General features: G+C 69.6%; 23 protein-coding genes and 1 riboswitch. Of the genes, 13 read left to right on the top strand and 10 right to left on the bottom strand.

Annotation, left to right across the window (positions count from 1 at the left end):
- A partial coding sequence (locus FFK22_RS35995) for an ABC transporter permease (RefSeq protein ID WP_221939106.1) occupies positions 1-1,034 on the top strand: 1,034 nt, incomplete at its 5' end.
- 4 nt (positions 1,035-1,038) lie between these two features.
- On the opposite strand, the gene otsA is transcribed toward FFK22_RS35995, so the two are convergent.
- The 9 genes from otsA to FFK22_RS43430 form a co-directional block, all read right to left on the bottom strand.
- The gene (otsA, locus tag FFK22_RS35990) at positions 1,039-2,409 is read right to left on the bottom strand and encodes an alpha,alpha-trehalose-phosphate synthase (UDP-forming) (RefSeq protein WP_138887018.1); all 1,371 of its coding nucleotides are present in this window, start codon (positions 2,407-2,409) and stop codon (positions 1,039-1,041) included.
- A 15-nt stretch (positions 2,410-2,424) separates the two neighbouring features.
- The gene (gene otsB / locus FFK22_RS35985) at positions 2,425-3,177 is read right to left on the bottom strand and encodes a trehalose-phosphatase (RefSeq protein WP_138887017.1); all 753 of its coding nucleotides are present in this window, start codon (positions 3,175-3,177) and stop codon (positions 2,425-2,427) included.
- A 177-nt stretch (positions 3,178-3,354) separates the two neighbouring features.
- On the bottom strand, positions 3,355-4,362 hold the full coding sequence (locus FFK22_RS35980) for a dienelactone hydrolase family protein (RefSeq protein ID WP_138887016.1): 1,008 nt from the start codon (positions 4,360-4,362) through the stop codon (positions 3,355-3,357).
- A 77-nt stretch (positions 4,363-4,439) separates the two neighbouring features.
- Positions 4,440-5,093 carry a hypothetical protein gene (locus FFK22_RS35975; protein ID WP_138887015.1) on the bottom strand — a complete coding sequence of 218 codons (654 nt, stop codon included), beginning with the start codon at positions 5,091-5,093 and terminating at the stop codon, positions 4,440-4,442.
- A 40-nt stretch (positions 5,094-5,133) separates the two neighbouring features.
- Entirely contained in the window at positions 5,134-5,499 is a 366-nt protein-coding gene (locus FFK22_RS35970) for a hypothetical protein (protein ID WP_138887014.1), read from the bottom strand.
- A 36-nt stretch (positions 5,500-5,535) separates the two neighbouring features.
- Complete coding sequence (pspC, locus tag FFK22_RS35965; protein ID WP_186002848.1) at positions 5,536-5,937, bottom strand: envelope stress response membrane protein PspC; 402 nt, start codon at positions 5,935-5,937, stop codon at positions 5,536-5,538.
- Positions 5,934-6,167 (bottom strand): envelope stress response membrane protein PspB, encoded by a 234-nt coding sequence (gene pspB, locus FFK22_RS35960; protein WP_138887012.1) that lies wholly within the window; start codon positions 6,165-6,167, stop codon positions 5,934-5,936. The genes pspC and pspB overlap by 4 nt, the downstream gene beginning before the upstream one ends.
- Positions 6,168-6,224: 57 nt before the next feature.
- Positions 6,225-6,893 carry a phage shock protein PspA gene (gene pspA / locus FFK22_RS35955; protein ID WP_138887011.1) on the bottom strand — a complete coding sequence of 223 codons (669 nt, stop codon included), beginning with the start codon at positions 6,891-6,893 and terminating at the stop codon, positions 6,225-6,227.
- Between the two features lie 19 nt (positions 6,894-6,912).
- Positions 6,913-7,077 (bottom strand): hypothetical protein, encoded by a 165-nt coding sequence (locus tag FFK22_RS43430; protein ID WP_186002847.1) that lies wholly within the window; start codon positions 7,075-7,077, stop codon positions 6,913-6,915.
- A 158-nt stretch (positions 7,078-7,235) separates the two neighbouring features.
- On the opposite strand from FFK22_RS43430, the gene pspF reads away from it, so the two are divergent.
- The 7 genes from pspF (at position 7,236) to metE (ending at position 15,498) form a co-directional block, all read left to right on the top strand.
- Entirely contained in the window at positions 7,236-8,252 is a 1,017-nt protein-coding gene (gene pspF, locus FFK22_RS35950; RefSeq protein ID WP_138887010.1) for a phage shock protein operon transcriptional activator, read from the top strand.
- Complete coding sequence (locus FFK22_RS35945) at positions 8,249-9,079, top strand: SDR family NAD(P)-dependent oxidoreductase (protein ID WP_138887009.1); 831 nt, start codon at positions 8,249-8,251, stop codon at positions 9,077-9,079. The genes pspF and FFK22_RS35945 overlap by 4 nt, the downstream gene beginning before the upstream one ends.
- A gap of 93 nt (positions 9,080-9,172) precedes the next feature.
- The gene (locus tag FFK22_RS35940; protein ID WP_138887008.1) at positions 9,173-9,814 is read left to right on the top strand and encodes a peptidylprolyl isomerase; all 642 of its coding nucleotides are present in this window, start codon (positions 9,173-9,175) and stop codon (positions 9,812-9,814) included.
- A 36-nt stretch (positions 9,815-9,850) separates the two neighbouring features.
- Positions 9,851-10,657, top strand: a complete 807-nt coding sequence (locus FFK22_RS35935) for a class I SAM-dependent methyltransferase (protein WP_306770224.1) — start codon at positions 9,851-9,853, stop codon at positions 10,655-10,657.
- A gap of 252 nt (positions 10,658-10,909) precedes the next feature.
- The gene (locus FFK22_RS35930; RefSeq protein WP_138887007.1) at positions 10,910-11,794 is read left to right on the top strand and encodes an MBL fold metallo-hydrolase; all 885 of its coding nucleotides are present in this window, start codon (positions 10,910-10,912) and stop codon (positions 11,792-11,794) included.
- Positions 11,795-11,889: 95 nt separating this feature from the next.
- Complete coding sequence (locus tag FFK22_RS35925; protein WP_221939105.1) at positions 11,890-12,501, top strand: helix-turn-helix domain-containing protein; 612 nt, start codon at positions 11,890-11,892, stop codon at positions 12,499-12,501.
- 360 nt (positions 12,502-12,861) lie between these two features.
- Positions 12,862-13,070, top strand: a riboswitch (cobalamin riboswitch).
- Positions 13,071-13,176: 106 nt separating this feature from the next.
- On the top strand, positions 13,177-15,498 hold the full coding sequence (gene metE / locus FFK22_RS35920) for a 5-methyltetrahydropteroyltriglutamate--homocysteine S-methyltransferase (protein WP_138887006.1): 2,322 nt from the start codon (positions 13,177-13,179) through the stop codon (positions 15,496-15,498).
- Positions 15,499-15,586: 88 nt separating this feature from the next.
- Here the strand turns inward: metE and FFK22_RS35915 are convergent, their stop codons facing one another.
- Entirely contained in the window at positions 15,587-16,177 is a 591-nt protein-coding gene (locus tag FFK22_RS35915) for a hypothetical protein (protein WP_138887005.1), read from the bottom strand.
- Between the two features lie 142 nt (positions 16,178-16,319).
- Here FFK22_RS35915 and FFK22_RS35910 point away from each other — a divergent pair, with 142 nt between their 5' ends.
- From FFK22_RS35910 to FFK22_RS35890, 5 genes are read left to right on the top strand one after another with little or no spacing between them, the layout of a single operon-like run.
- A complete protein-coding gene (locus FFK22_RS35910) occupies positions 16,320-17,528 on the top strand; it encodes an ABC transporter substrate-binding protein (protein ID WP_138887004.1) in 1,209 nt (402 codons plus the stop codon).
- A 7-nt stretch (positions 17,529-17,535) separates the two neighbouring features.
- A complete protein-coding gene (locus tag FFK22_RS35905) occupies positions 17,536-18,294 on the top strand; it encodes an ABC transporter ATP-binding protein (protein WP_138887003.1) in 759 nt (252 codons plus the stop codon).
- A complete protein-coding gene (locus FFK22_RS35900) occupies positions 18,287-18,991 on the top strand; it encodes an ABC transporter ATP-binding protein (RefSeq protein ID WP_138887002.1) in 705 nt (234 codons plus the stop codon). The genes FFK22_RS35905 and FFK22_RS35900 overlap by 8 nt, the downstream gene beginning before the upstream one ends.
- 15 nt (positions 18,992-19,006) lie before the next feature.
- On the top strand, positions 19,007-19,894 hold the full coding sequence (locus FFK22_RS35895; RefSeq protein WP_138887001.1) for a branched-chain amino acid ABC transporter permease: 888 nt from the start codon (positions 19,007-19,009) through the stop codon (positions 19,892-19,894).
- A gap of 1 nt (position 19,895) precedes the next feature.
- Positions 19,896-20,852, top strand: a complete 957-nt coding sequence (locus FFK22_RS35890; RefSeq protein ID WP_138887000.1) for a branched-chain amino acid ABC transporter permease — start codon at positions 19,896-19,898, stop codon at positions 20,850-20,852.
- Positions 20,853-21,037 lie beyond the last annotated feature (185 nt).

Genomic DNA, 21,037 nt, shown 5'->3' with positions numbered 1-21,037 from the left:
GACCGATGATGGACCGCACCGTGCCCGCTTCCCCAACCGCCGACCGGCGCGGCCGCGCCTGGATCGAGCCGGTGCTCGACAACCTGGTCTGGCTGATCCTGCTGGTCGTGCTGGCGATCTTCTCCCTCGCGATTCCGGGCTTCTTCCAGACCGGGATCTTCACCAACATCCTGGAGCAGTCGACCTTCGTCGGCATCCTCGCCGTCGGGCTGTCGCTGGTGATCATCGCCGGGCAGATGGACCTCTCGGTCGAATCGGTCATGGCGCTGGCGGCGATGATCACGGCCCTGCTGTTCGGCACCGCCGGCGCCGGGCTGGGCTGGGCGCTGGACCCGCCCTGGCTGGTGGTGCCGGTCACGCTGGTCGGCGCGATCCTGGTGGGATGCATGGTCGGGCTGGTCAACGCCGTGCTGGTGGTGCGGTTCAAGATCAACGCCTTCATCGTCACCCTGGCCGGCTATATCGCCTTGCGCGGCGCCGTGGTGGCGTCATCCGGCGGCCGGTCGGTCTTCGGCCTGCCCGCCGAGATCCGCGCCGTCTCGACCAGCAATCTCTTCGGCATTCCGGTGCCGGGCCTGATCCTGATCGCCGTGTTCGTCGTCTTCGGATTCATCCTGAGGAAGACACCGTTCGGCCGGCATCTCTACATGGTCGGCGGCAACCCGCAGGCGCCGTTCCGCGCCGGGATCAGGGTCGACCGGCTGGTGATGATCGCCTTCGTCCTGGCCGGCGGCCTCGCCGCCTTCGCCGGCTGGCTCCTGGCCGCCCGCACCGCCGGCGCCACCGCCAATCTCGGCTTCGGCATGCTGTTCCAGACCTTCGCCGCGGTGGTGATCGGCGGCGTCAGCCTGAAGGGCGGCGTCGGCGGCCTGTCCGGCGTGTTCGCCGGCGTGCTGCTGCTGGCCGCGATCCAGACCGCGATCAACGTCATGGGCATGCCGCCGCACTACACCCAGGTGATACAGGGCGTCCTGGTGCTGGCCGCGGTGCTGCTGGACACGCTGAAGACCTCGATCCGGAAGCGATACCTGTAGCCCGCTAAGCCGCCGCCCCTTCCAGCGCCGCCATGAAGCGGCGGCGCCAATGGCCGATGTCGTTGCCGCGCAGCACCCGCATCATCGCGGCATGGCGCTCGCGCCGCTCCTCCACCGGCATGATCAGGGCCTGCTCCAGCGCCTCGGCCACGCTTTCGACGTCGAACGGGTTGACGATCAGCGCCGAATCCAGCTCCTCCGCCGCACCGGCGAATTCCGACAGCACCAGCACGCCCGGATCCTCCGGATCCTGGGCCGCGACATACTCCTTGGCGACCAGGTTCATGCCGTCGCGCATCGGCGTCACCAGCCCGACCTTGGCCGAGCGGTAGAAGCCGAGCAGCGTCTTGCGCGGCACGCTCTTGTTCAGGTAGCGCAGCGGCACCCAGTCGATATCGGCGAACTCGCCGTTGACCGCCCCGGCCAGGCTTTCCAGCTGGTGCCGGATCTCCTGGTACTCGGCGACGTCGCTGCGGGTCGGCGGCGCGATCTGCATGTAGCTGACCCGGCCGCGCCGGTCCGGCCAGCGTTCGAGCAGGGTGCGGAACGCCTCGAAGCGGCGCGGCAGGCCCTTGGAGTAGTCGAGCCGGTCGACGCCGATGATCAGGTCGCGCCCGACCAGGCTGTCGCGCAGCCGGTGCGCCGACCGCATGTTCCAGGCGGCCGGGGCGTCGGCCGCGATCTCCTCGGTCTCGATCGAGATCGGGAAGGCCTCGACCACGATCCGGCGGCCGTCGATCTCGACCCGCCCGTCGGTGGTCTCGCGCCAGCTGCGGTGCCAGGCGGCGAGCAGGGCGTCGCGGTCGCGCGCGGTGTGCAGCCCGACCACGTCATAGGCGGCGAGGTCGCGCAGCAGCTCGCGATAGGTCGGCAGGGTGCGCAGCACCTCGGGCGTCGGGAACGGCGTGTGCAGGAAGAAGCCGATCGGCGCGGTGACGCCGCGGTCGCGCAGCGCCCGGCCGAGCGGGATCAGCTGGTAGTCCTGCACCCAGATCCGGTCGCCGGGCCGCAGCAGCGGCATCAGGGCGTCGGCGAACTGGGCGTTGACCCGGCGATACCCGTCCTCCGCCGCGCGGCTGTAGTGCACCAGCTGGCTGCGGTAGTGGAACACCGGCCACAGCGTCGAATTGGCGTGGCCGTTGTAGTAGAGGTCGAAATCCTCCGGCGTCAGGTCGAGCATGGCATAGGTCAGCGGCCCGGCGCGCTTCAGCTTCGGCTCCCCCGACGCCTCCTTCGCCAGCTTGCCGCTCCAGCCCAGCCAGACGCCGCCGGCCTCCTTCAGCGCCGCCAGCACGGCGACGGCGAGGCCGCCCTGCGGTGCCTTGCCCTCCTCGACCGGGGCGATGCGGTTCGAGACCACGATCAGGCGGCCCATGCCGGTCCCTTTTCGTCAGCGGGAGGCGTGCGCGATCCAGGCGCGCATCGCCGCGGGATCAGGCAAACGCCGGTTCGCCACGGTCGGTTCCCTGTCGCCGACCTGCAGTGCGATGCCGTCATGGCGCAGCGCCGCGGCGAAGGCGTCCTCGTCGGTGACGTCGTCGCCCGCCGCCAGCGGCCGGCGGCCGGCGAAGGGCGGCAGCGCCAGGAAACGCTCCACCGCCGCGCCCTTGTCGACGCCGTCGGGCTTGAGTTCGACCACCATCTTGCCGGCCAGCGCGTGCCAGCCCGGCGTCCCAGCCAGGAGCGTCTCGGCGAAGGCGATGACCTCGGAGCCGAGTGCCGGCGCCTGGCGGTAATGGATCGCCACCGCGGCGCCCTTGGGCTCGGCCCGCAGGCCGGGCTTCCCGGCGGCGAATTCGGTCAGCGCCGCCACCAGCCGGCCGAGCACCGCGCGGTCGACCGGAACGCGCTCGACCGACCCCGCCGGCGTCGCGCGCCATTCCAGCCCGTGCTGGCCGGCGGCCGGCAGGGCCAGCGACGGGAACAGCCGGTCGAGATCGGCGATGGCGCGGCCGGAGACCAGGGCCAGGGCGCCGCCGACGCGGGCGGAGAGCCGCTCGAGATCGCCGATCAGGCCGGCCGGCACCACCACGTCCTCGGGCCGCTCCGCCAAGTCGATCAGGCAGCCATCGACGTCGAAGAACAGGGCCATACCGGAAATCACGTCGGCGAAGGCAGTCGAGTCGACGGTCTGCGGCGTCATGCGCGGTCAGATCTCCATGTCAATTTTCCGTAAAGATTGCCGATCCGGATCGAATCCGGACACGACAACAGACGCGCCAACGGCCGGATCTGGCCGGCAGATCGATGCGTCTGCTGTCTGTTTTAGGGGCGATGATCCGCTATTGCAAGGGAACGGGGCGGAATTTCCCCGATGCGGTCAGCTGCCGGCCCCGAGATGCGCGCGAAAGAAGGCGGTGATCTCGGCGTCGAGCTGCCGGTGGAAGGCGGCCCGGTCGAAGCCGGGCGGGTCGACGCAGATCATCGCCCAGGTTTCGGGCTCAAGCTCCTTGAGCTTCGGCGGGCACGGCTGCAGGAAAGCGAAATGGCCGGCACCGTCGACCAGATGGACATCGGGCGGGGTCGGAAGGGCCTCGCGGACCACCTCCAGGTTGGTGGCCATGGGCACCCTTTCATCCTCGATCCCGTTCCACAGCTGGACCGGCACGGTGACCGAAGCCAGCCCCGCCTTGTCGAAGGCAAAACCCAGTCCCGGCGCCGCGATCACCGCGGCCCGGATGCGTGGGTCGTGGACCCAGGCCGGGGCCGGGTGCACGGGCGCCCCAGCCGTGTCCGAATTGCTCTCCTTGCCGTCGAGGCAGGACGGCTCCTCGGGATGCTCCCGGCAATACGCGACCAGCAGCCCCAGGTCGGGCGTCCCGCCGATCGCCACCAGGGCGGTGAAGCCGCCGAGCGAGAACCCGAAGATGCCGATCCGTGAGGGGTCGAGCCGATCGTGCCCCGGCCAGTCGGCCAGCATGTAGTCGAGCACCCGGCTGATGTGGCGCGGCCGGTCGACGAGCTTGCGCACCGCCGGGTAGCTGTCGTCCCGATAGTTGTTGCCGGTGTGGGTGACCGCGACCACCACGAAGCCGGCTTCGGCCAGGGCCTTCGCCAGGTCGGCATGGCCGCCGAGCCACCCGCCGCTGCCATGGGAGATGATGATGAGGGGCAAGTGATCGCCCCGGATCGTCCCGTCCAGCGCCAGCGCCTGGCGGACGGGGGTGTTCGGCTGCTCCGGCACCGGCGCGTCGCTGGGGTACCAGATGCCGATCGCCAGCGGCCGGTCCGTCGGGTCCGGCGCCGTCGCCCACTGGAACCCGACCGCCTCCGCCGGCCCCGCGGCGAACAGGAGCATCGTCGACAGCGCCACGATCACGAACCTCATGACTCCTCCTTCGCGCCCGTCGGGCACGGCATCGGAACTGCAGATTTTTCGGAAGGTCGGCGCCAGCCGCCGGGGCGTCAGTCGGCGTAGCCGATGCGGGCGCGGACGAATTCGCCCTTGATCGACACCAGCGGCGGGGCTCCGGCGCTGGCGGGGATGGCGCTGTCGACCACGGAGACCCGGGCGTCGACGACATAGCTGACCGGGGTGCCGCGGCGGAAGCCGAGGTCGAGATCGGCGGCTTTGGCCTGGATGCGGATGGCCTGGCCCGGATCGTCGGCGCGCAGGGTCGCCTGCAGCGCCTTGGCCGACAGGTCGAGCGTGCGGGCCTGGCCGGCCAGCGACAGCTCGGCCGCCTGGGCCTGGACCGCGACGGCGCCGAAGCGGCCGTTCAGCGTGGCCGAAACGGCGGCCGGCCGCAGGGACAGGTCGGCGCCGGGCCGGAGATTGAGCGACAGGGCCGGCCGGCAGTCGCGCGGCCAGACCGAGGATTGCTCGCGGACATCGACGGTCAGGACCCGGCCTTCGACCCGCAGGGTCGCGGCGCAATCCTCCGCCTCGTCCAGCGTCGCCAGCAGCGGCCGGCCGGCATCGGTGGTGGCGGCGACCGACAGGCCGCCGCCGGACACCACCACCGTGTCGACCCCCGAGAGGTCGACCGGCAGCTCCGCCGCGGAGGGATCGGCGGTGCCCAGTCCCGCCAGGAAGGCCAAGGTCTGCAACGAACCCATCACGATCCCTCCTCGATCGGCCGGCCATGCCGGCCCGGTTTCAGCGGTACAGCGGCGTGCCGTTGGCGACGGCCATCCAGCCGCGGAAGATGCGATACGCGGTCCACAGCCACAGCAGGCCCAGCAGCGGCCAGCCGACCAGCACCCAGGTCAGGGCGCCGAACAGCAGGCCGAGCAGCAGGAATGCCCAGAAGGTGCGGATCGCCCAGGTGAAGTGGTCCCAGCCGACCGTGCCGCGGGCGTCGCCGCGCGCCAGATAGGCGATCACCACGCCGATCAGCATCGGCAGGGCGGTGAACAGCGAGACGGCGTAGATCGCATAGACGACATGGCCGACCGTGCTCAGGCCGCCGCGCGCGCCGCGCGGCGAGACGATGTCGTAATCCGGTCGGTAGGAGGCGGCCATTGCTGGCTCCTTTCTTTCAGGGTGGATCCGGAAGACTCAGCGGCCTTCGAGGTCACGGAAGTCCCGGTTCAGCTTGTATTCGCTGGAGGTGACGTAGCGCTCCATCCCGGCCAGGCGCTGCTCCAGCTCGCGGAAGTTGTGGCGGATGGCGGAGAAGGTGTCGGCCGGCTGGACCGAGACCGAGCGCCAGAACACCTCCTCGTCCGGGCTGCGGTACAGCAGCCGCGGCCGGCGCTTCAGGAACACCGCCGCCGCCAGATAGGCGATCAGGATGTGCGGGAAGAAGATCAGGCCCAGGATGACGGTGCCGAAGCGGACCTTGCCGGGCGAGACGCCGAAATAGGCGGCGATCCCGGCGCAGACGCCGAGGAACACCCCATTGTCCGGGTCGCGGTAGATGCGATGCGGGTTCGGCGAGTCGGTGAAGCGGTCGGTCACGGCGTCGGCCTCCGCCACTGCGGCGCCTCGGCGTCGAGGATCTTCTCGAGCGTCACGATCCTGTGCTCCATCCGCTTGGCGCTTTCCCACAGGTCGACCAGCATGCGCTCGTCCTCACGCGACAGGGTGCGTGAGGAGCGCCAGCGGGTGACGTAGTGCAGCACCAGCCAGATCGGCGCCACGATCACCATGAAGACGATGACCGGAACGAAGAAGAAGGCGTGAAACATGTCCGTCCTTGCGGCTGCGGCCCGGCGTTGCCCGCCGGGCCGGTTTGACGAAACCGATCAGCCGCCGGTGCGGCCGAGGCGGGCCTTGATCGCCTGCAGCTCCTTCTCGACGCCGCTCTCGGCCTCGAGATCGGCGAATTCGTCCTGCAGCGTCTTGCGCCGGCCGAGATCGAAGGATTCGACCTGGCCTTCCAGCGTGTCGATCTTGCGCTCGATCTGCTCGTAGCGGGCCAGCGCCTCGTCGATCCGGCCGTCATGCAGCTGGGTGCGGATGCGGATCTGGTCGCGCGCCGCGTCGTGTCGGATGGCGAAGGATTTCTGCTTGTTCTTGGCCTCGGTCAGCTTGGCCTCGAGCCGGCCGAGATCCTCGTTGGTCTTGGCCAGCGCGGCCTCGATCGTCTCCAACTCGCGGCGCAGCAGTTCGGCCGCGGTCGCAGCCTGGGCCTTGGCGACCAGGGCGCCCTTGGCCAGGTCCTCGCGGCCCTTCTCGACCGCCAGCTCGGCCTTGCGCTGCCATTCGGCCTGCGCCGCCTCGAGCTGGTCGACCTTGCGCAGGATGTCCTTCTTCTCCGCGATCGAGCGGGCGGCCGCGGCGCGCACCTCGACCAGCGTGTCCTCCATCTCCTGCACGATCAGCCGGACGATCTTCTCGGGATCCTCGGCGCGGTCGAGCATGGCGTTGAGATTGGAGTTGATGATATCGCCAAGGCGGGAAAAGATACCCATCACATGGTCCTCTTTGATCCTACAGGAACAGGGAAGCGATCAGCACGCCGGCGCCGAAGAACACCCAGTTCTCGGTCGGCCGGCTGGCGATCCAGGCCAGCAGGCGCCCGCCCGTGCGGCGCCAGTCGGCGGCCCCGGCATGGTGCCGGGCGCGGGTGCCGGTCGGGTCGAAGCCGTAGCTCATTTGGTCCTCCTCAAGCCCCGATGCGTTCGGGTCGTCCCCAAGGTTGCAAGGGCCGTGCCAGAGTCGGATTCGGCGAGATTCCGCCGCTTCTCCCGATCCACCCTTGATCATTCGGCGAAAATTTCCAATCCTTCGGAAAATTTCACCGAGCCGGATCCATGGCCGACGGATTGCCGCATCTGCTGGGCGAATCGCCCGCCTTCGCCGACCTGCTGGACCGGGTCTCGGCCGCGGCGCCCTTGGACCGGCCGGTGCTGGTGATCGGCGAGCGCGGCACCGGCAAGGAGCTGATCGCGGCGCGGCTGCATTTCCTGTCGCCGCGCTGGGACCGGCCCTTCGTCAAGCTGGACTGCGCCGCCCTGTCGCCCGAGCTGCTGGAGAGCGAGCTGTTCGGCCATGAGGCCGGCGCCTTCACCGGCGCGGTCCGGCGCCATGTCGGCCGGTTCGAGCGCGCCGACCGCGGCACCCTGTTCCTGGACGAGCTGGCCAACGCCGGCCTGCGGGTGCAGGAGAAGCTGCTGCGCGTGATCGAATACGGCGAGATCGAACGGGTCGGCGGCACCCAAACCATGACGGTCGACGTCCGCGTCGTCGCCGCCACCAATGTCGACCTGCCGGGCGAGGTCGCGGCCGGGCGCTTCCGCGGCGACCTCTTGGACCGGCTGGCCTTCGACGTGCTGACCGTGCCGCCGCTGCGCGCCCGGCCGGAGGACATCCCGCTCCTGGCCGGCCACTTCGCCCAGGCCATGGCCCATGCCCTGGACCGCCCGGGCTTCCCGGGATTCGCGCCGGCGGCGGCCGCGGCGCTGCGCGGCCATCCCTGGCCCGGCAACATCCGCGAGCTGAAGAACGCGGTCGAGCGCGCGGTCTACCGCACCCCGCCGGGCGACCCGGTGACCGAGATCGTGCTGGACCCCTTCGCCTCGCCCTGGCGGCCGAAAGGCCTGCAGACCGGGGCCGGCGCCCCCCGCCCTGCCTCGGCGACACCGGCCCTGCCCTACGATTTCCGGGCCGAGATCGCGGCGGTGGAGAAACGCTGGCTGGAAGCGGCGCTGCAGGCCCATGGCGGGCATCAGGGCCGTGCCGCCACGGCGCTCGGCCTCGGCTACGACCAGCTGCGCCACCTGCTGCGGAAGCATGGTATGTCGGCACGATCGGGGGGAGACGACGCATGAAAACCGTGCTGATCACCGGCTGCAGCTCCGGCTTCGGCTTCGCGGCGGCGAAGCGCTTCGCCGCCGCCGGCTGGTCGGTGCTGGCGACGCTGCGCGGCCCCGCGGACCGGCCCGAGGCCGCGGCGCTGGCCGCCATCCCCGGCGTCACCGTGCTGTCGCTCGACGTCACCGACCCGGCGCAGCGGGCGGTGGTGGCGGTCGCGGTCGCCGGCGGCCTGGACTGCCTGATCAACAATGCCGGCTACGGCCTGTACGGCCCGCTCGAAGCGCTGGACGACGACCAGATCCGGCGCCAGATCGCGACCAATCTCGAGGCCCCGATCCTGCTGACCCGCGACCTGCTGCCGGCGCTGCGCTGCAGCCGCGGCCGGGTGATCAACATCTCCTCGGTCCTGGGCTTCATCGGCACGCCGTTCATGACGATCTACACCGCCAGCAAGCACGGCGTGTCCGGCTTCAGCGAGGCGCTGCGGCTGGAGCTGGCGCCGCATGGCGTGCAGGTCTGCGCGGTCGAGCCCGGGCGCCACGACACCGGCTTCAACGCCCGGCTGGACCATCCGGTGCCGGCAGCGGATTCGCCCTATCGCCGCAAATACGACCGGGCCATGCGCCGCCGAGCGGCGCTGGGCGAGGTGCCACCGGAGCAGGCGGCCGCAACCAGCGACCGGACGGCGGACCGGCTGCTGCGCCTGGCCGAATCCCGCCGCATGCCGCCGCGGTTGCGCCTGGGCACCGATGCCAAGCTGGTATTCTGGGTCAAGCGGCTGATCCCGGCGGCGCTGTTCGACCGCCTGATGATCTTCGCCACCAGCCGCGGGCTGAATTGAGGATCTGCGATCAAGCGATGCGTCGGACCTTGACCATTGCATCCATCTTCGCCGAACTCGTCGTCGGCGATGTCTCGGGGAGGGGAGGGCGACATGGCTGACGGAAAATGGGATCCACGTCTCAGGGCAGGACCGGCCCGGCGCGCGGTGCTGGCCGGCTTGGCGACGCTTCCCCTGCTGCCGGCGTCGGGGCGGGCGGCGACCGACCCTCAGGTCGCCATCGCCACCGCGCTGGGGGACTTCACGGTCGAGGTCTATCCCGACCGTGCGCCGCTGTCCGCCGCGGACTTCCTGGCCTATGTCGATAAGGGGCTGCTCGACAACCAGTCGGTCTATCGCATCGTGTCGATGGCGAACCAGCCCGACACCGTCCGGGCCAAGATCGAAGTGATCCAGTTCGGCTGGCGGGCGGCCGACGGCAACGACGACGCCCCGCCGCCTCTGCCGCCGATCGCGCATGAGCCGACCAGCGTCACCGGCCTGAAGCACCAGGACGGGACACTGTCGATGGCGCGGCTCGCGCCCGGCACGGCCAGCAACGCCTTCTTCATCTGCATCGGCGACCAGCCCGAGCTGGATTTCGGCGGGCGCCGCAATCCGGACGGCCAGGGCTTTGCCGCCTTCGGGCGGGTGGTCGAGGGGATGGACGTGGTGCGGAAGATCTTCGCCAAGGCCGAGGCGGAGGATCGCCTGAAATCGCCGATCCCGATCCTGCAGGCCAGGCGGAAGGCCTGACCTGGCGGCCGGACCGTCGGGGGCCGAAGACGCCAGGTGACGGACGAGGAGGGCGGGAAAGCGATGGTGTTGAACTGTGCCGATTTCTACGACGCCGAACTTCGGCGGCACAACGAGGCCTTCCGGGCGGCCCTCGAGATCGGACCGCGCGACCGCGTGCTCGATATCGGCTGCGGCGCGGGACAGACCACGCGCGAGGCCGCCCGCATCGCGGTGCAGGGCAGCGTGCTGGGCGTCGACACGTCGGCGCCGATGCTCGAGATCGCCCGCCGGCGCAGCGCGGAGGAAGGGTTGCGGAACGTCGATTTCGACGAGGCCGACGCCCAGCTGCGGGTGTTTCCCCCTGCCGGTTTCGACCTGTGCATGAGCCGGTTCGGGACGATGTTCTTCGCCGATCCGGCGGCGGCCTTCGCCAATATCGGCCGGGCGATGCGGCCGGGCGCGCGCCTGGTGTGGATGGTGTGGCAGGGCCGGGACCGCAACGAGTGGGCGACCGTCATCCGGCAGGCGCTGGAACCGGGCGTTCCCCTGCCGGCGGATGCCCCCGCGGCGTTCTCGCTGGGCGATCCGGCCGTCGCCACGGACCTCTTGCACGCTTCCGGCTTCGTCTCGGTCGAGTTTGCCGAGGTCCACAAGCCGGTCTTCTATGGCCCGGATGTCGATGCGGCCTGCGAGGCCGTGACCGGCCTGCAATTCGCCGGGGATCTGCTGGCCCGGACGGATGCCGAGGGCGATGCGGCGCGGCAGCGGCTGCGCGGCCTGCTCGAAGCGCATCTGACCCCGGACGGCGTGCTGTTCGATTCGCGTGCGTGGATCATCACGGCCCATCGGATGAAGGACTAGCGAACAGGCCCCCGCGGCATATCACCGGAACGCGCGGCCGCGATCAGCGATCGGGCCGCGGACCTGCTGCTGCGCCTGGCCGTCTCCCCCCGGATGCCGCCGTGGCTGCGCACCATTGCCAGATGAAATTCTTCTATAGGAGATTCAATTCTGCTATAGAAGATATCCCATCGGGATGGCCAGGTTGGGTCCCGCCTCGGCACAGTCATCACCATGGAGTGACCTGTGCTCCTATCTGAGGGCTTTGGCGCCATGACACGTCACGACATTCCGGGAGCGGCCGGTACGATCGCTTCGCAGAAACATGCCTCCGCCGGTGAGCGGCGTCTGAAACGGACAGCGTCCGGCATAAACTTCGCGCGCTACGAATTCGGCGATCTCATCGTGGTCGCTCTCCGCGACGGCTATGTGGACATGCCGCCCAGCCGGCTGCGTCAAGCGGGCGACCGTCCTTTTGGATCGGACATGCCGGCCCAGGTGAAACTGGTCGACGGGCACCTCCGTCTATCGGTCAACGCCTTTCTGGTGATCGATCGCGACCAGGCCGTGCTGATCGATACGGGAGCGGCGAATGCATGGCTGCCGACGATGGGCTCGCTGCTCGATGCACTGGCCGAGGCGGGCGTGGCGCGTGAGAGCATCGGGACCGTCGCCGTCACGCACACCCATGCAGACCACGTTCACGGCCTGGTGGCCGCCGACGGCTCGGACGCGTTTCCCAACCTCCAGCGGCTGCTTGTGCCGCAGGAGGAAGTGTCGATGTTCGATGAGGACGAGCGGCTTTCCCGGTTTCGCCAAACGCGTCTGCCGTTCGGGGACGGCTTCAGGCTGAGCGACAGCATCACCGCCGTTGAGGCGCATGGTCATGAAGCCGGACACACCGCATTCGAGGTGTCGGGCGGGGGCGAGACTCTGCTGATCTGGGGGGATCTCGTCCATGTGCCCTCGATCCAGTTCGAAAGGCCGGAGCTGACTTGGGAGTACGATGCCGATCAGGGTCAGGCGCGTTCAACGCGACGGAGGCTGCTGGAGCGCTCGGCACGGCGCGGTGTGTTCGTCGCCGGTGCGCACCTCGATTTCCCGGGCGTCGGGTCTGTCGAGCGTGCCGGGCAGGCCTATCGGTTCCTGCCGCTCTGATCCCGTTGGCGCCTTGGCCGGCCGCCCGCGAGTGACATGCGCCCGCCCCGTATCTAGGATGCCCGCCGAAGCATGCGAGCGGAAAGCGGAGCCACTTGAGGACCCCTGGACAATCCCGGCCTGAAGCACGCGATGCTGTCAGCGCTTTTGGCGACCGGGTCCGAACCATCCGCGAGCGGGAGACCCTCACGCTTGAACAGCTCTCCAGATTGTCCGGGGTGAGCCGGGCGATGCTGTCCAAGATCGAACGTGGCGAGAAGAGTCCGACCATCGGCATCGCCAAGCAGATCGCGCACGCTCTCGGCGCCTCATTCTCGTCCCTTGTCGGTGACGAGGCGCCGACGCGTCGCGCCTTCGCGCTCGTGACGAAGGATCAGCGCCAGGTGTTCCGGGATCCGGAAACGGGGTTCGAACGCGCCCTGCTGTCGCCAAACATGCCCGGTATGACCGTCGAAGTCGTTCTTCACCATCTGCCGGCGAACACATCGACCGGCCGTTCGCCACCGCACCCGTCGGGGACCGGCAAGCACGTCGTGGCCTCCCGGGGTCGCGTGGTCGTCGCGACCCTGGACCACGAGACGGCGCTGAACGAGGGTGATTGCCTGTATTTCGAGGCGGATGTCGAACACTGGCTCGAGAACCGGACATCCGAGCCGGCCGAATACTATCTGATCATCTCGGCGCCGCCCGCGAACCGCTCGTCCTAGGCTTCCGTCCATGGCGCTGCCATAGGCGGCGGACTCGTCCTATCGCCGGAAGTACGACCGGGCCATGCGCCGCCGCGCGGCGCTGGGCGAGGTGCCACCGGAGCGGGCGGCGGCGACCGGACGGCGGACCGGCTGCTGCGCCTGGCCGAAGCTCGGCGGATGCTGGCGCGGCTGCGCCCGGGTGCCGATGCCAAGGCGGTGTCCTGGGTGAAGCGGCTGGTCCCGGCCCGCGCTGCTCGACCGCCTGATGACCGCCGCCACCAGCCGCGACATCAACCGAGGGCGGCGGGGGGCGCGACGGCGCCACACAACGACATAAGCATGTCTTTATATTGAAATTGACGAGCGTGCCGGACCGCCCGATACTGGACCCGTCGTGGTTCTGCGGATTTCGGTCCGGAGCTAAGAGGGAAGCCGGTGCGCCTCAGGGCAAGGCCGGCGCTGCCCCCGCAACTGTGAGCGGCGAGCCGAGGTCCATTCCGGGTCACTGGAGCTGAAAGGCTTCGGGAAGGCCGGACCGAGGCGACGACCCGCGAGCCAGGAGACCTGCCGCGACACCATAACGTCCCTGGGCGGGGTGTCCCGGTGGTGCGCTCGCGACTCCGCCGGCGCCCGCCGTCCGGGACCGCGCATGCGTCCGCTCGGCCTTTGCCTCCAACTCTGGAGTCCAAGCCGATGTTTGTTCCTTCTCTTGCTGTCGCCACATTGGGCACGCCGCGGATCGGTCCGCGCCGCGAGCTGAAGACGGCCCTCGAAAGCTTCTGGTCGGGCAAGTCCGACGAGAAGGCTCTGCTGGAGGCGGCTGCCGGGCTGCGGGCCGCCAACTGGGCACGCCAGCACGCGCTCGGCGTCACCGTGATACCGTCGAACGACTTCTCCTTCTACGATCAGGTGCTGGACACCAGCGTCATGGTCGGGGCGACCCCCGCCACCTATGGCTGGACCGGCGGCGCGGTGCCGCTGGCGACGTATTTCGCCATGGCGCGCGGATCCGAGACGGGTATCGGCGACGCCGCCTGCGGCCATGGCCACGGCCATGGCGTGTCAGCGCAGGAGATGACCAAGTGGTTCGACACCAACTACCACTACATGGTCCCCGAATTCGCCGAGGGGCAGCGCTTCGCTCTGGCCTCGCTGAAGCCGGTCGACGAGTACCGCGAGGCCAAGGCACTGGGCTACCGGACCCGCCCCGTGCTGCTCGGCCCGGTGACCTTCCTCAAGCTCGGCAAGGGCGTGCCGGACCCGCTGTCGCTGCTGGACGGGCTGCTGCCGGTCTATGCCGATCTGCTGCAGCGCCTGGCGGCCGAAGGGGCCGAGTGGGTGCAGATCGACGAGCCGTGCCTGGTGCTCGACCTCGACGACGCGGCCCACGCCGCGCTGCACCGCGCCTATGCCGCGCTGGCGCAGGCGGTGCCGCAGTTGAAGATCATGGTCGCGACCTATTTCGGCGGCCTTGGCGACAACCTCGCGACGGCCCTGTCCCTGCCGGTGGCCGGGCTGCATCTCGACCTGGTGCGGGCGCCGGGGCAGCTGGCCGCCGCGCTGGACAAGGCGCCGCCCGGGCTGGTGCTGTCGCTCGGCGTGATCGACGGCCGCAACATCTGGCGCGCCGACCTGCCGGCGCTGCTGGGCTTGCTGGAACCGATCGTCGCCGCCCGAGGCGCCGACCGGGTGCAGATCGCCCCATCCTGCTCGCTGCTGCACGTGCCGATCGACCTGGAGCTGGAGGACGGGCTCGACCCCGATTTGCGCAGCTGGCTGGCCTTCGCCGTGCAGAAGATGGGCGAGCTCTCGGCCCTCGGCCGGGCCCTGGCGCAGGGCCGCGGCCCGGTGGCCGACGCGCTGGAGGCCTCTGCCAAGGCTGCAACGGCGCGCAAGACCTCGCCGAAGGTGCATGACGCCGCGGTGGCCGCCCGGATGGCGGCGGTCACCGCCGACATGGCCCGCCGCGGCAGCGTCTTCGCGGTCCGGGCGGAGACGCAGCGCCGGCGCTTCGGCCTGCCGCTGTTTCCGACCACCACCATCGGCTCGTTCCCGCAGACCGCCGAGGTGCGGAAAGCCCGGTCGGCCCATGCCAAGGGCGTGTTGACCGACGGGCAGTACGAGACCTTCCTGCAGGAGGAGACGGCGCGCACCATCCGCTGGCAGGAGGAGATCGGCCTCGACGTCCTCGTGCATGGCGAGTTCGAGCGCAACGACATGGTGCAGTATTTCGGCGAGCAGCTGGCCGGCTTCGCCTTCACCAAGCATGGCTGGGTGCAGTCCTACGGCTCGCGCTGCGTCCGGCCGCCGGTGCTGTATGGCGACGTGTCGCGCCCGCGCTCGATGACCGTCGGATGGTGGAGCTACGCTCAGTCGCTGACCGAAAGGCCGGTGAAGGGCATGCTGACGGGGCCGGTCACAATCCTGAACTGGTCTTTCGTGCGCGACGACCTGCCCCGCAGCGAAGCGTGCCGGCAGATCGCGCTGGCGATCCGGGACGAGGTGCTTGACCTGGAGGAGGCCGGCGCCGCGATGATCCAGATCGACGAGGCGGCGCTGCGCGAGGGCCTGCCGCTGCGTCGGTCCGACTGGAAGGCCTATTTGGACTGGGCCGTCGAGGGCTTCCGCCTGTGCGCCTCCGGCGTCCGGGACGAGACCCAGATCCACACCCATATGTGCTATTCGGAGTTCAACCAGATCATCGACGCCATCGCCGCGATGGATGCCGACGTGATCTCGATCGAGACCTCCCGCTCGAAGATGGAGCTGCTCGACGCGTTCACGACCTGGCGCTACCCGAACGAGATCGGGCCGGGCGTCTACGACATCCACTCGCCGCGCGTGCCGGAGGTCGAGGAGATCGCGGCGCTGCTCGCGCTGGCCCGACAGCGACTGTCCGACCGGCAGATCTGGATCAATCCCGATTGCGGCCTGAAGACCCGCGGCTGGACGGAGGTGCGGCCGGCCCTGGCCAACATGGTCGCGGCGGCGCGGCAGCTGCGCGCCTCGGTGTGAGCACGAGCGGGAGGCGCGTCGACGCGCGCCTCCCGGTTCCGTGGCACGGCCATAGGCGGCGCTTCTCCCCGCGCTTCGGACGGCATCGTCACTGCCGTCCGATCGCCGCCCCGCCGAAGCTGGGCAGGCGGCCGACCTCGACCGGCCTGTCGGTGCCGCAGGCGAAGCTTCGGGCTCGCTCGTCGGCCAGCTTGCGAGCCGCCTCGTTGGCGCCGGGGTTGCCCGGGACGGCGACTAGGCCGACGGTGCAGCCCTCGCGCTTGTCGAGCTGCCCGATCCTGGCCACCACCAGCACCTCGGTGCGCTGCCCCTCCGCCCCGTCGACGGTCCAGCGATGGATCGTGGCGAAGGGCGTGCTGCGGTCGCCGTCGGTCTCGATCCGCCATTCGATCCGGGAGCCCACGGAATTGAAGCCGGCGAAGGTCTCGAACGGCCGGTTGCCGGTCGGCGGGAAGCCGTAGAACACCGAGGACCGCAGGTCGGCGGTCGACAGCAGCACCGGATAGCCGCGCCAGCCGCTGCATACGAAGTCCTGCCAGTCGCCGTCATCCGGACCGGCCACGGCCACCACCGCGCAATCCCGCCCGAGGTCGAGCTCGGTATAGGCGCTGGCGATCTCGCCGGCCGCCGCCGGGCCGAACCCGGCGAGAAAGGCCAAGCCGATCAGGGAGTTTCGCATCGGAGTCCTCCGCTCGAATGGGAAAACAGTACCGGATTTCCTCCCGCACTGCGAAAACGCGATTGCACCGCCGCCCCCGACTCAGGCAGGGTTCCCCGAAATCCTAAAATCCTTGCGAATGAACCGTCCTCGGGGAGGCATCATGAAGCGGAACGCTGTTGCTGTCGGGCTGCTGGCCGCAGGCCTCGCCTGGCCGGCCGCGGCCCAGGTCTCGGGCAATGTCGTCAAGATCGGCGTCCTGAACGACCAATCCGGCGTCTATGCCGATTACGGCGGCAAATGGTCGGTCGAGGCCGCCAAGATGGCGGTCGAGGATTTCGGCGGCAAGGTGCTGGGCGCCCCGATCGAAATCGTCTCCGCCGACCACCAGAACAAGCCCGACATCGGCTCGAACATCGCCCGGCAATGGTTCGACGTCGATGGTGTCGACATGATCAGCGAGCTCACCACCTCCTCCGTCGCCCTCGCCGTGCAGGCGCTGGCGGCCGAGAAGCACAAGGTCACCATCACCTCCGGCGCCGTGACCGCGGACCTGACCGGCAAGGCCTGCTCGCCCACCGGCTTCCACTGGGCCTTCGACACCCATGCGCTGGCGGTCGGCACCGGCGGCGCGCTGGTCGAGCAGGGCGGCGACAGCTGGTTCTTCCTGACCGCGGACTACGCCTTCGGCTATTCGCTGGAGGACCAGACCAGCAAATTCGTCACCTCCAAGGGCGGCAAGGTGCTGGGCAGCGTGCGGCACCCGCTGAACACCACCGACTTCTCCTCCTTCCTGCTGCAGGCCCAGGCCTCCGGCGCCAAGGTGGTCGGGCTGGCCAATGCCGGCCTCGACACCGCCAACGCGATCAAGCAGGCGGCGGAGTTCGGCATCGTCGAAGGCGGCCAGAAGCTGGCCGGCCTGCTGTTCACCCTGTCCGAGGTCAACGGCCTGGGCCTCGAAGCGGCGCAGGGGCTGGTGCTGACCGAGGATTTCTACTGGGACCGCAACGACGAGAGCCGGGCCTTCGCCCAGCGCTTCTTCGATCGCACCAAGCGCATGCCGAACTCGGTCCAGGCCTCGGAATACTCCTCGGTGCTGCAGTATCTGAAGGCGGTGCAGGCCGCCGGCACCGATGACGGCGAGAAGGTCGCCGCCAAGCTGAAGGAGCTGCCGGTCGACGACGTCTTCGCCAAGAACGGCAAGGTGCAGCCGGACGGCCGCATGGTGCATGACATGTACCTGTTCCAGGTCAAGGCGCCGTCCGAGAGCAGCAAGCCCTGGGACTATTACAAGCTGCTGGCCACCATCCCCGGCGACCAGGCCTTCCTGAACCCGCAGGAGAGCGGCTGCCCGCTGACGGCGAAGAAATAGCCGGCTGATGGCAGCATCCCAGCCGATCCTGGTGGCGGAGGGCCTGACCAAGGCCTTCCGCGGCTTCCTCGCGGTCAAGGGCGTGGACCTCAGCGTGCGCGAGGGCACGATCCACGCTTTGATCGGGCCGAACGGCGCCGGCAAGACCACCGTCTTCAACCTGCTGACCAAGTTCCACCAGCCGACCTCCGGCCGCATCGCCTTCCGCGGCGAGGACATCACCCGGCTGAAGCCGGCCGAGGTGGCGCGGCGCGGCCTGGTGCGGTCGTTCCAGATCTCGGCGGTGTTCCCGCATCTGACGGTGCTGGAGAATGTCCGGGTGGCGCTGCAGCGGCCGGAGGGGCTGTCGCGCCAGTTCTGGCGCTCCGACCGGGTGCTGCGCCGGCTGGACGCGCGGGCCCTCGACCTGATCGAGGCGGTCAACCTGACCGAATTCGCCCGCACCGCCGCGGTCGACCTGTCCTATGGCCGCAAGCGGGCGCTGGAGATCGCCACCACCCTGGCGCTCGACCCGCCGATGCTGCTCTTGGACGAGCCGATGGCGGGCATGGGCCATGAGGAGATCGGCCGCATCGCCGAGCTGATCCGCAAGGTCGGCGCCGACCGCACCGTGCTGATGGTCGAGCACAACCTGTCGGTGGTCGCCGATCTCTGCCACCGGGTCACGGTGCTGCAGCGCGGCGAGATCCTGGCCGAGGGCAGCTACGCCGAGGTCTCGGCCGACCCGCGGGTGCGCGAGGCCTATATGGGGTCGGAGCATGACTGAGCCGCTGCTGCATGTCCGCGGGCTGCAGGGCTATTACGGCGAGAGCCATGTGCTGCACGGCGTCGACCTCGACGTGTTCCCGGGCGAGACCGTGACCCTGCTGGGCCGCAACGGCGCCGGCAAGACCTCGACCCTGCGCGCCATCATGGGCATCCTGCGCCGCCGCCAGGGCACCATCCGCATGGGCGGCGCCGACCTGCTGCGGACGCCGCCGCACCGCATCGCCCGCGCCGGCATCGGCTATGTGCCGGAGGAGCGCGGCATCTTCGCCTCGCTGTCGGTGGCCGAGAACCTGACGCTGCCGCCCAAGGTGGCCGAGGGCGGCATGAGCCTGGCCGAGATCCACCGCCTGTTCCCCAACCTGGCCGAGCGGGCCGGCAGCCAGGGCACCAAGCTGTCGGGCGGCGAGCAGCAGATGCTGGCGATCGCGCGGGTGCTGCGCACCGGCGTGCGCCTGCTGCTGCTGGACGAGCCGACCGAGGGGCTGGCGCCGGTGATCGTGCAGCGCATCGGCGAGCTGCTGCGCACCTTGAAGGCGCAGGGCATGACCATCCTGCTGGTCGAGCAGAACTTCCGCTTCGCCAGCACCCTGGCCGACCGTCACTACCTGATGGAGGACGGCCGGGTGGTGGCCGAGATCCGGCGCGAGGAGATGGCCGGCAAGATGGACCTGCTGCATGAGACGCTGGGAGTCTGAGATGGGGACCACGCCATGATCCCGCTGCTCGGCATCCCGACCCAGGTGCTGTTCGGCCAGCTGCTGCTGGGGCTGATCAACGGCTCCTTCTACGCCCTGCTGAGCCTTGGCCTGGCCGTCATCTTCGGCCTGCTCAACGTCATCAACTTCGCCCATGGCGCGCAGTACATGCTGGGCGCCTTCGCCGCCTGGATGCTGCTGAATTTCCTCGGCATCGGCTACTGGCCGGCGCTGGTGCTGGCGCCGATCGCGGTCGCCATCACCGGGATCGTGCTGGAGAAGCTGTTCCTGTCGCGGCTCTACCGGCTCGACCCGCTCTACGGCCTCTTGCTGACCTTCGGCGTCACCCTGATGCTGGAGGGGCTGTTCCGCAGCCTGTACGGCACCTCGGGCCAGCCCTACAGCCCGCCGGCGATGCTGACCGGCGCGGTCAATCTCGGCTTCATGGTGCTGCCGATCTATCGCGGCTGGGTGGTGCTGGCCTCGGTGGTGATCTGCTTCGCCACCTGGTTCGTGATCGAGAAGACCCCGCTCGGCGCCACGCTGCGCGCCGCCACCGAGAACCCGACGCTGGTCCAGGCCTTCGGCATCAACGTGCCGCGGATGATCACCCTGACCTATGCCTTCGGCGTCGGCCTGGCCGGCCTGGCGGGGGTGCTGGCGGCGCCGGTCTACCAGGTCAGCCCGCTGATGGGGTCGAACCTGATCATCGTCGTCTTCGCCGTGGTGGTGATCGGCGGCATGGGCTCGATCATGGGCGCCATCGTCACCGGCTTCGCGCTCGGCATCTTCGAGGGGCTGACCAAGGTGTTCTACCCGCCGGCCTCGAACATCGTGGTCTTCGTCATCATGGCGCTGGTGCTGCTGGTCCGCCCCGCCGGCCTGTTCGGGCGGGAGCGCTGAGATGGCCGCGGTCGAGCGCAGCGCCCCGGAGGGCCTGAGCGGCACCCGGATCGCCATCGCCCTGGCGGTGGCGGTCGTCGCCCTCGGCGCGCCCTACCTCCTGTACCCCGTCTTCCTGATGAAGCTCTTGTGCTTCGCCCTGTTCGCCTGCGCCTTCAACCTGCTGATCGGCTATGTCGGCCTCCTGTCCTTCGGCCATGCCGCCTTCTTCGGCGGCGCCGCCTATGTCACCGCCCATGCGGCCAAGGTCTGGGGCTGGCCGCCGGAGCTGGCGATCCTGGCCGGCACCGCCGCCGCCGCGGCGCTGGGGCTGGTGATGGGCTTCCTGGCCATCCGCCGCCAGGGCATCTACTTCGCCATGATCACCCTGGCGCTGTCGCAGATGGTGTTCTTCGTCGCCTTGCAGGCCCCCTTCACCGGCGGCGAGGACGGCATCCAGTCGGTGCCGCAGGATCGGATGTTCGGCCTGCTCGACCTGTCCGACACGCTGACCTTCTACTATGTCGTGCTGGCGATCTTCGGCCTCGGCTTCTTCATCATCTGGCGCATCGTCAACTCGCCCTTCGGCCAGATCCTGAAGGCGATCCGCGAGAACGAGCCCCGGGCGATCTCGCTGGGCTACCGGGTCGACGCCTACAAGCTGACCGCCTTCGTCATGTCGGCGGCGCTGACCGGCCTGGCCGGCGGCACCAAGGCGCTGGTGTTCCAGCTGGCCTCGCTGACCGACATCCAGTGGCAGATGTCGGGCGAGGTCATCCTGATGACCCTGCTCGGCGGCATCGGCACCCTGGTCGGCCCGCTGGTCGGCGCCGGGCTGGTGACGACGCTGGAGAACTACCTGGCCGAATCCGCCTTGCCGGTCACGGTGGTGATCGGCGCCATCTTCGTCGTCGTGGTGCTGCTGTTCCGCCGCGGCATCGTCGGCGAGATCGCCCATTGGCTGCGGAAGCGGGGATAGGGCCGGGGGCGCCCCGGCCTCCCTCGCCCCCTCAGAGACCGTTTGGAAATGCGCTGGTGTGAGTCGGCTGGCGGTGGTTTCGAGAACCGGAGCGCAGCGCACGTTTGGTGCGTGAGCACCGGAAGCGGAGAAACCGCCGTCAGACGGCCGCGCCAGTAGTATTTACAAACGGTCTCTCACCACAA

Source organism: Mycobacterium sp. KBS0706, assembly GCF_005938675.2.
GTDB lineage: Bacteria > Pseudomonadota > Alphaproteobacteria > DSM-16000 > Inquilinaceae > Inquilinus.
The sequence above is the reverse complement of the archived record's forward strand: the minus strand, read 5'-3'. Positions and strand labels throughout refer to the sequence as shown.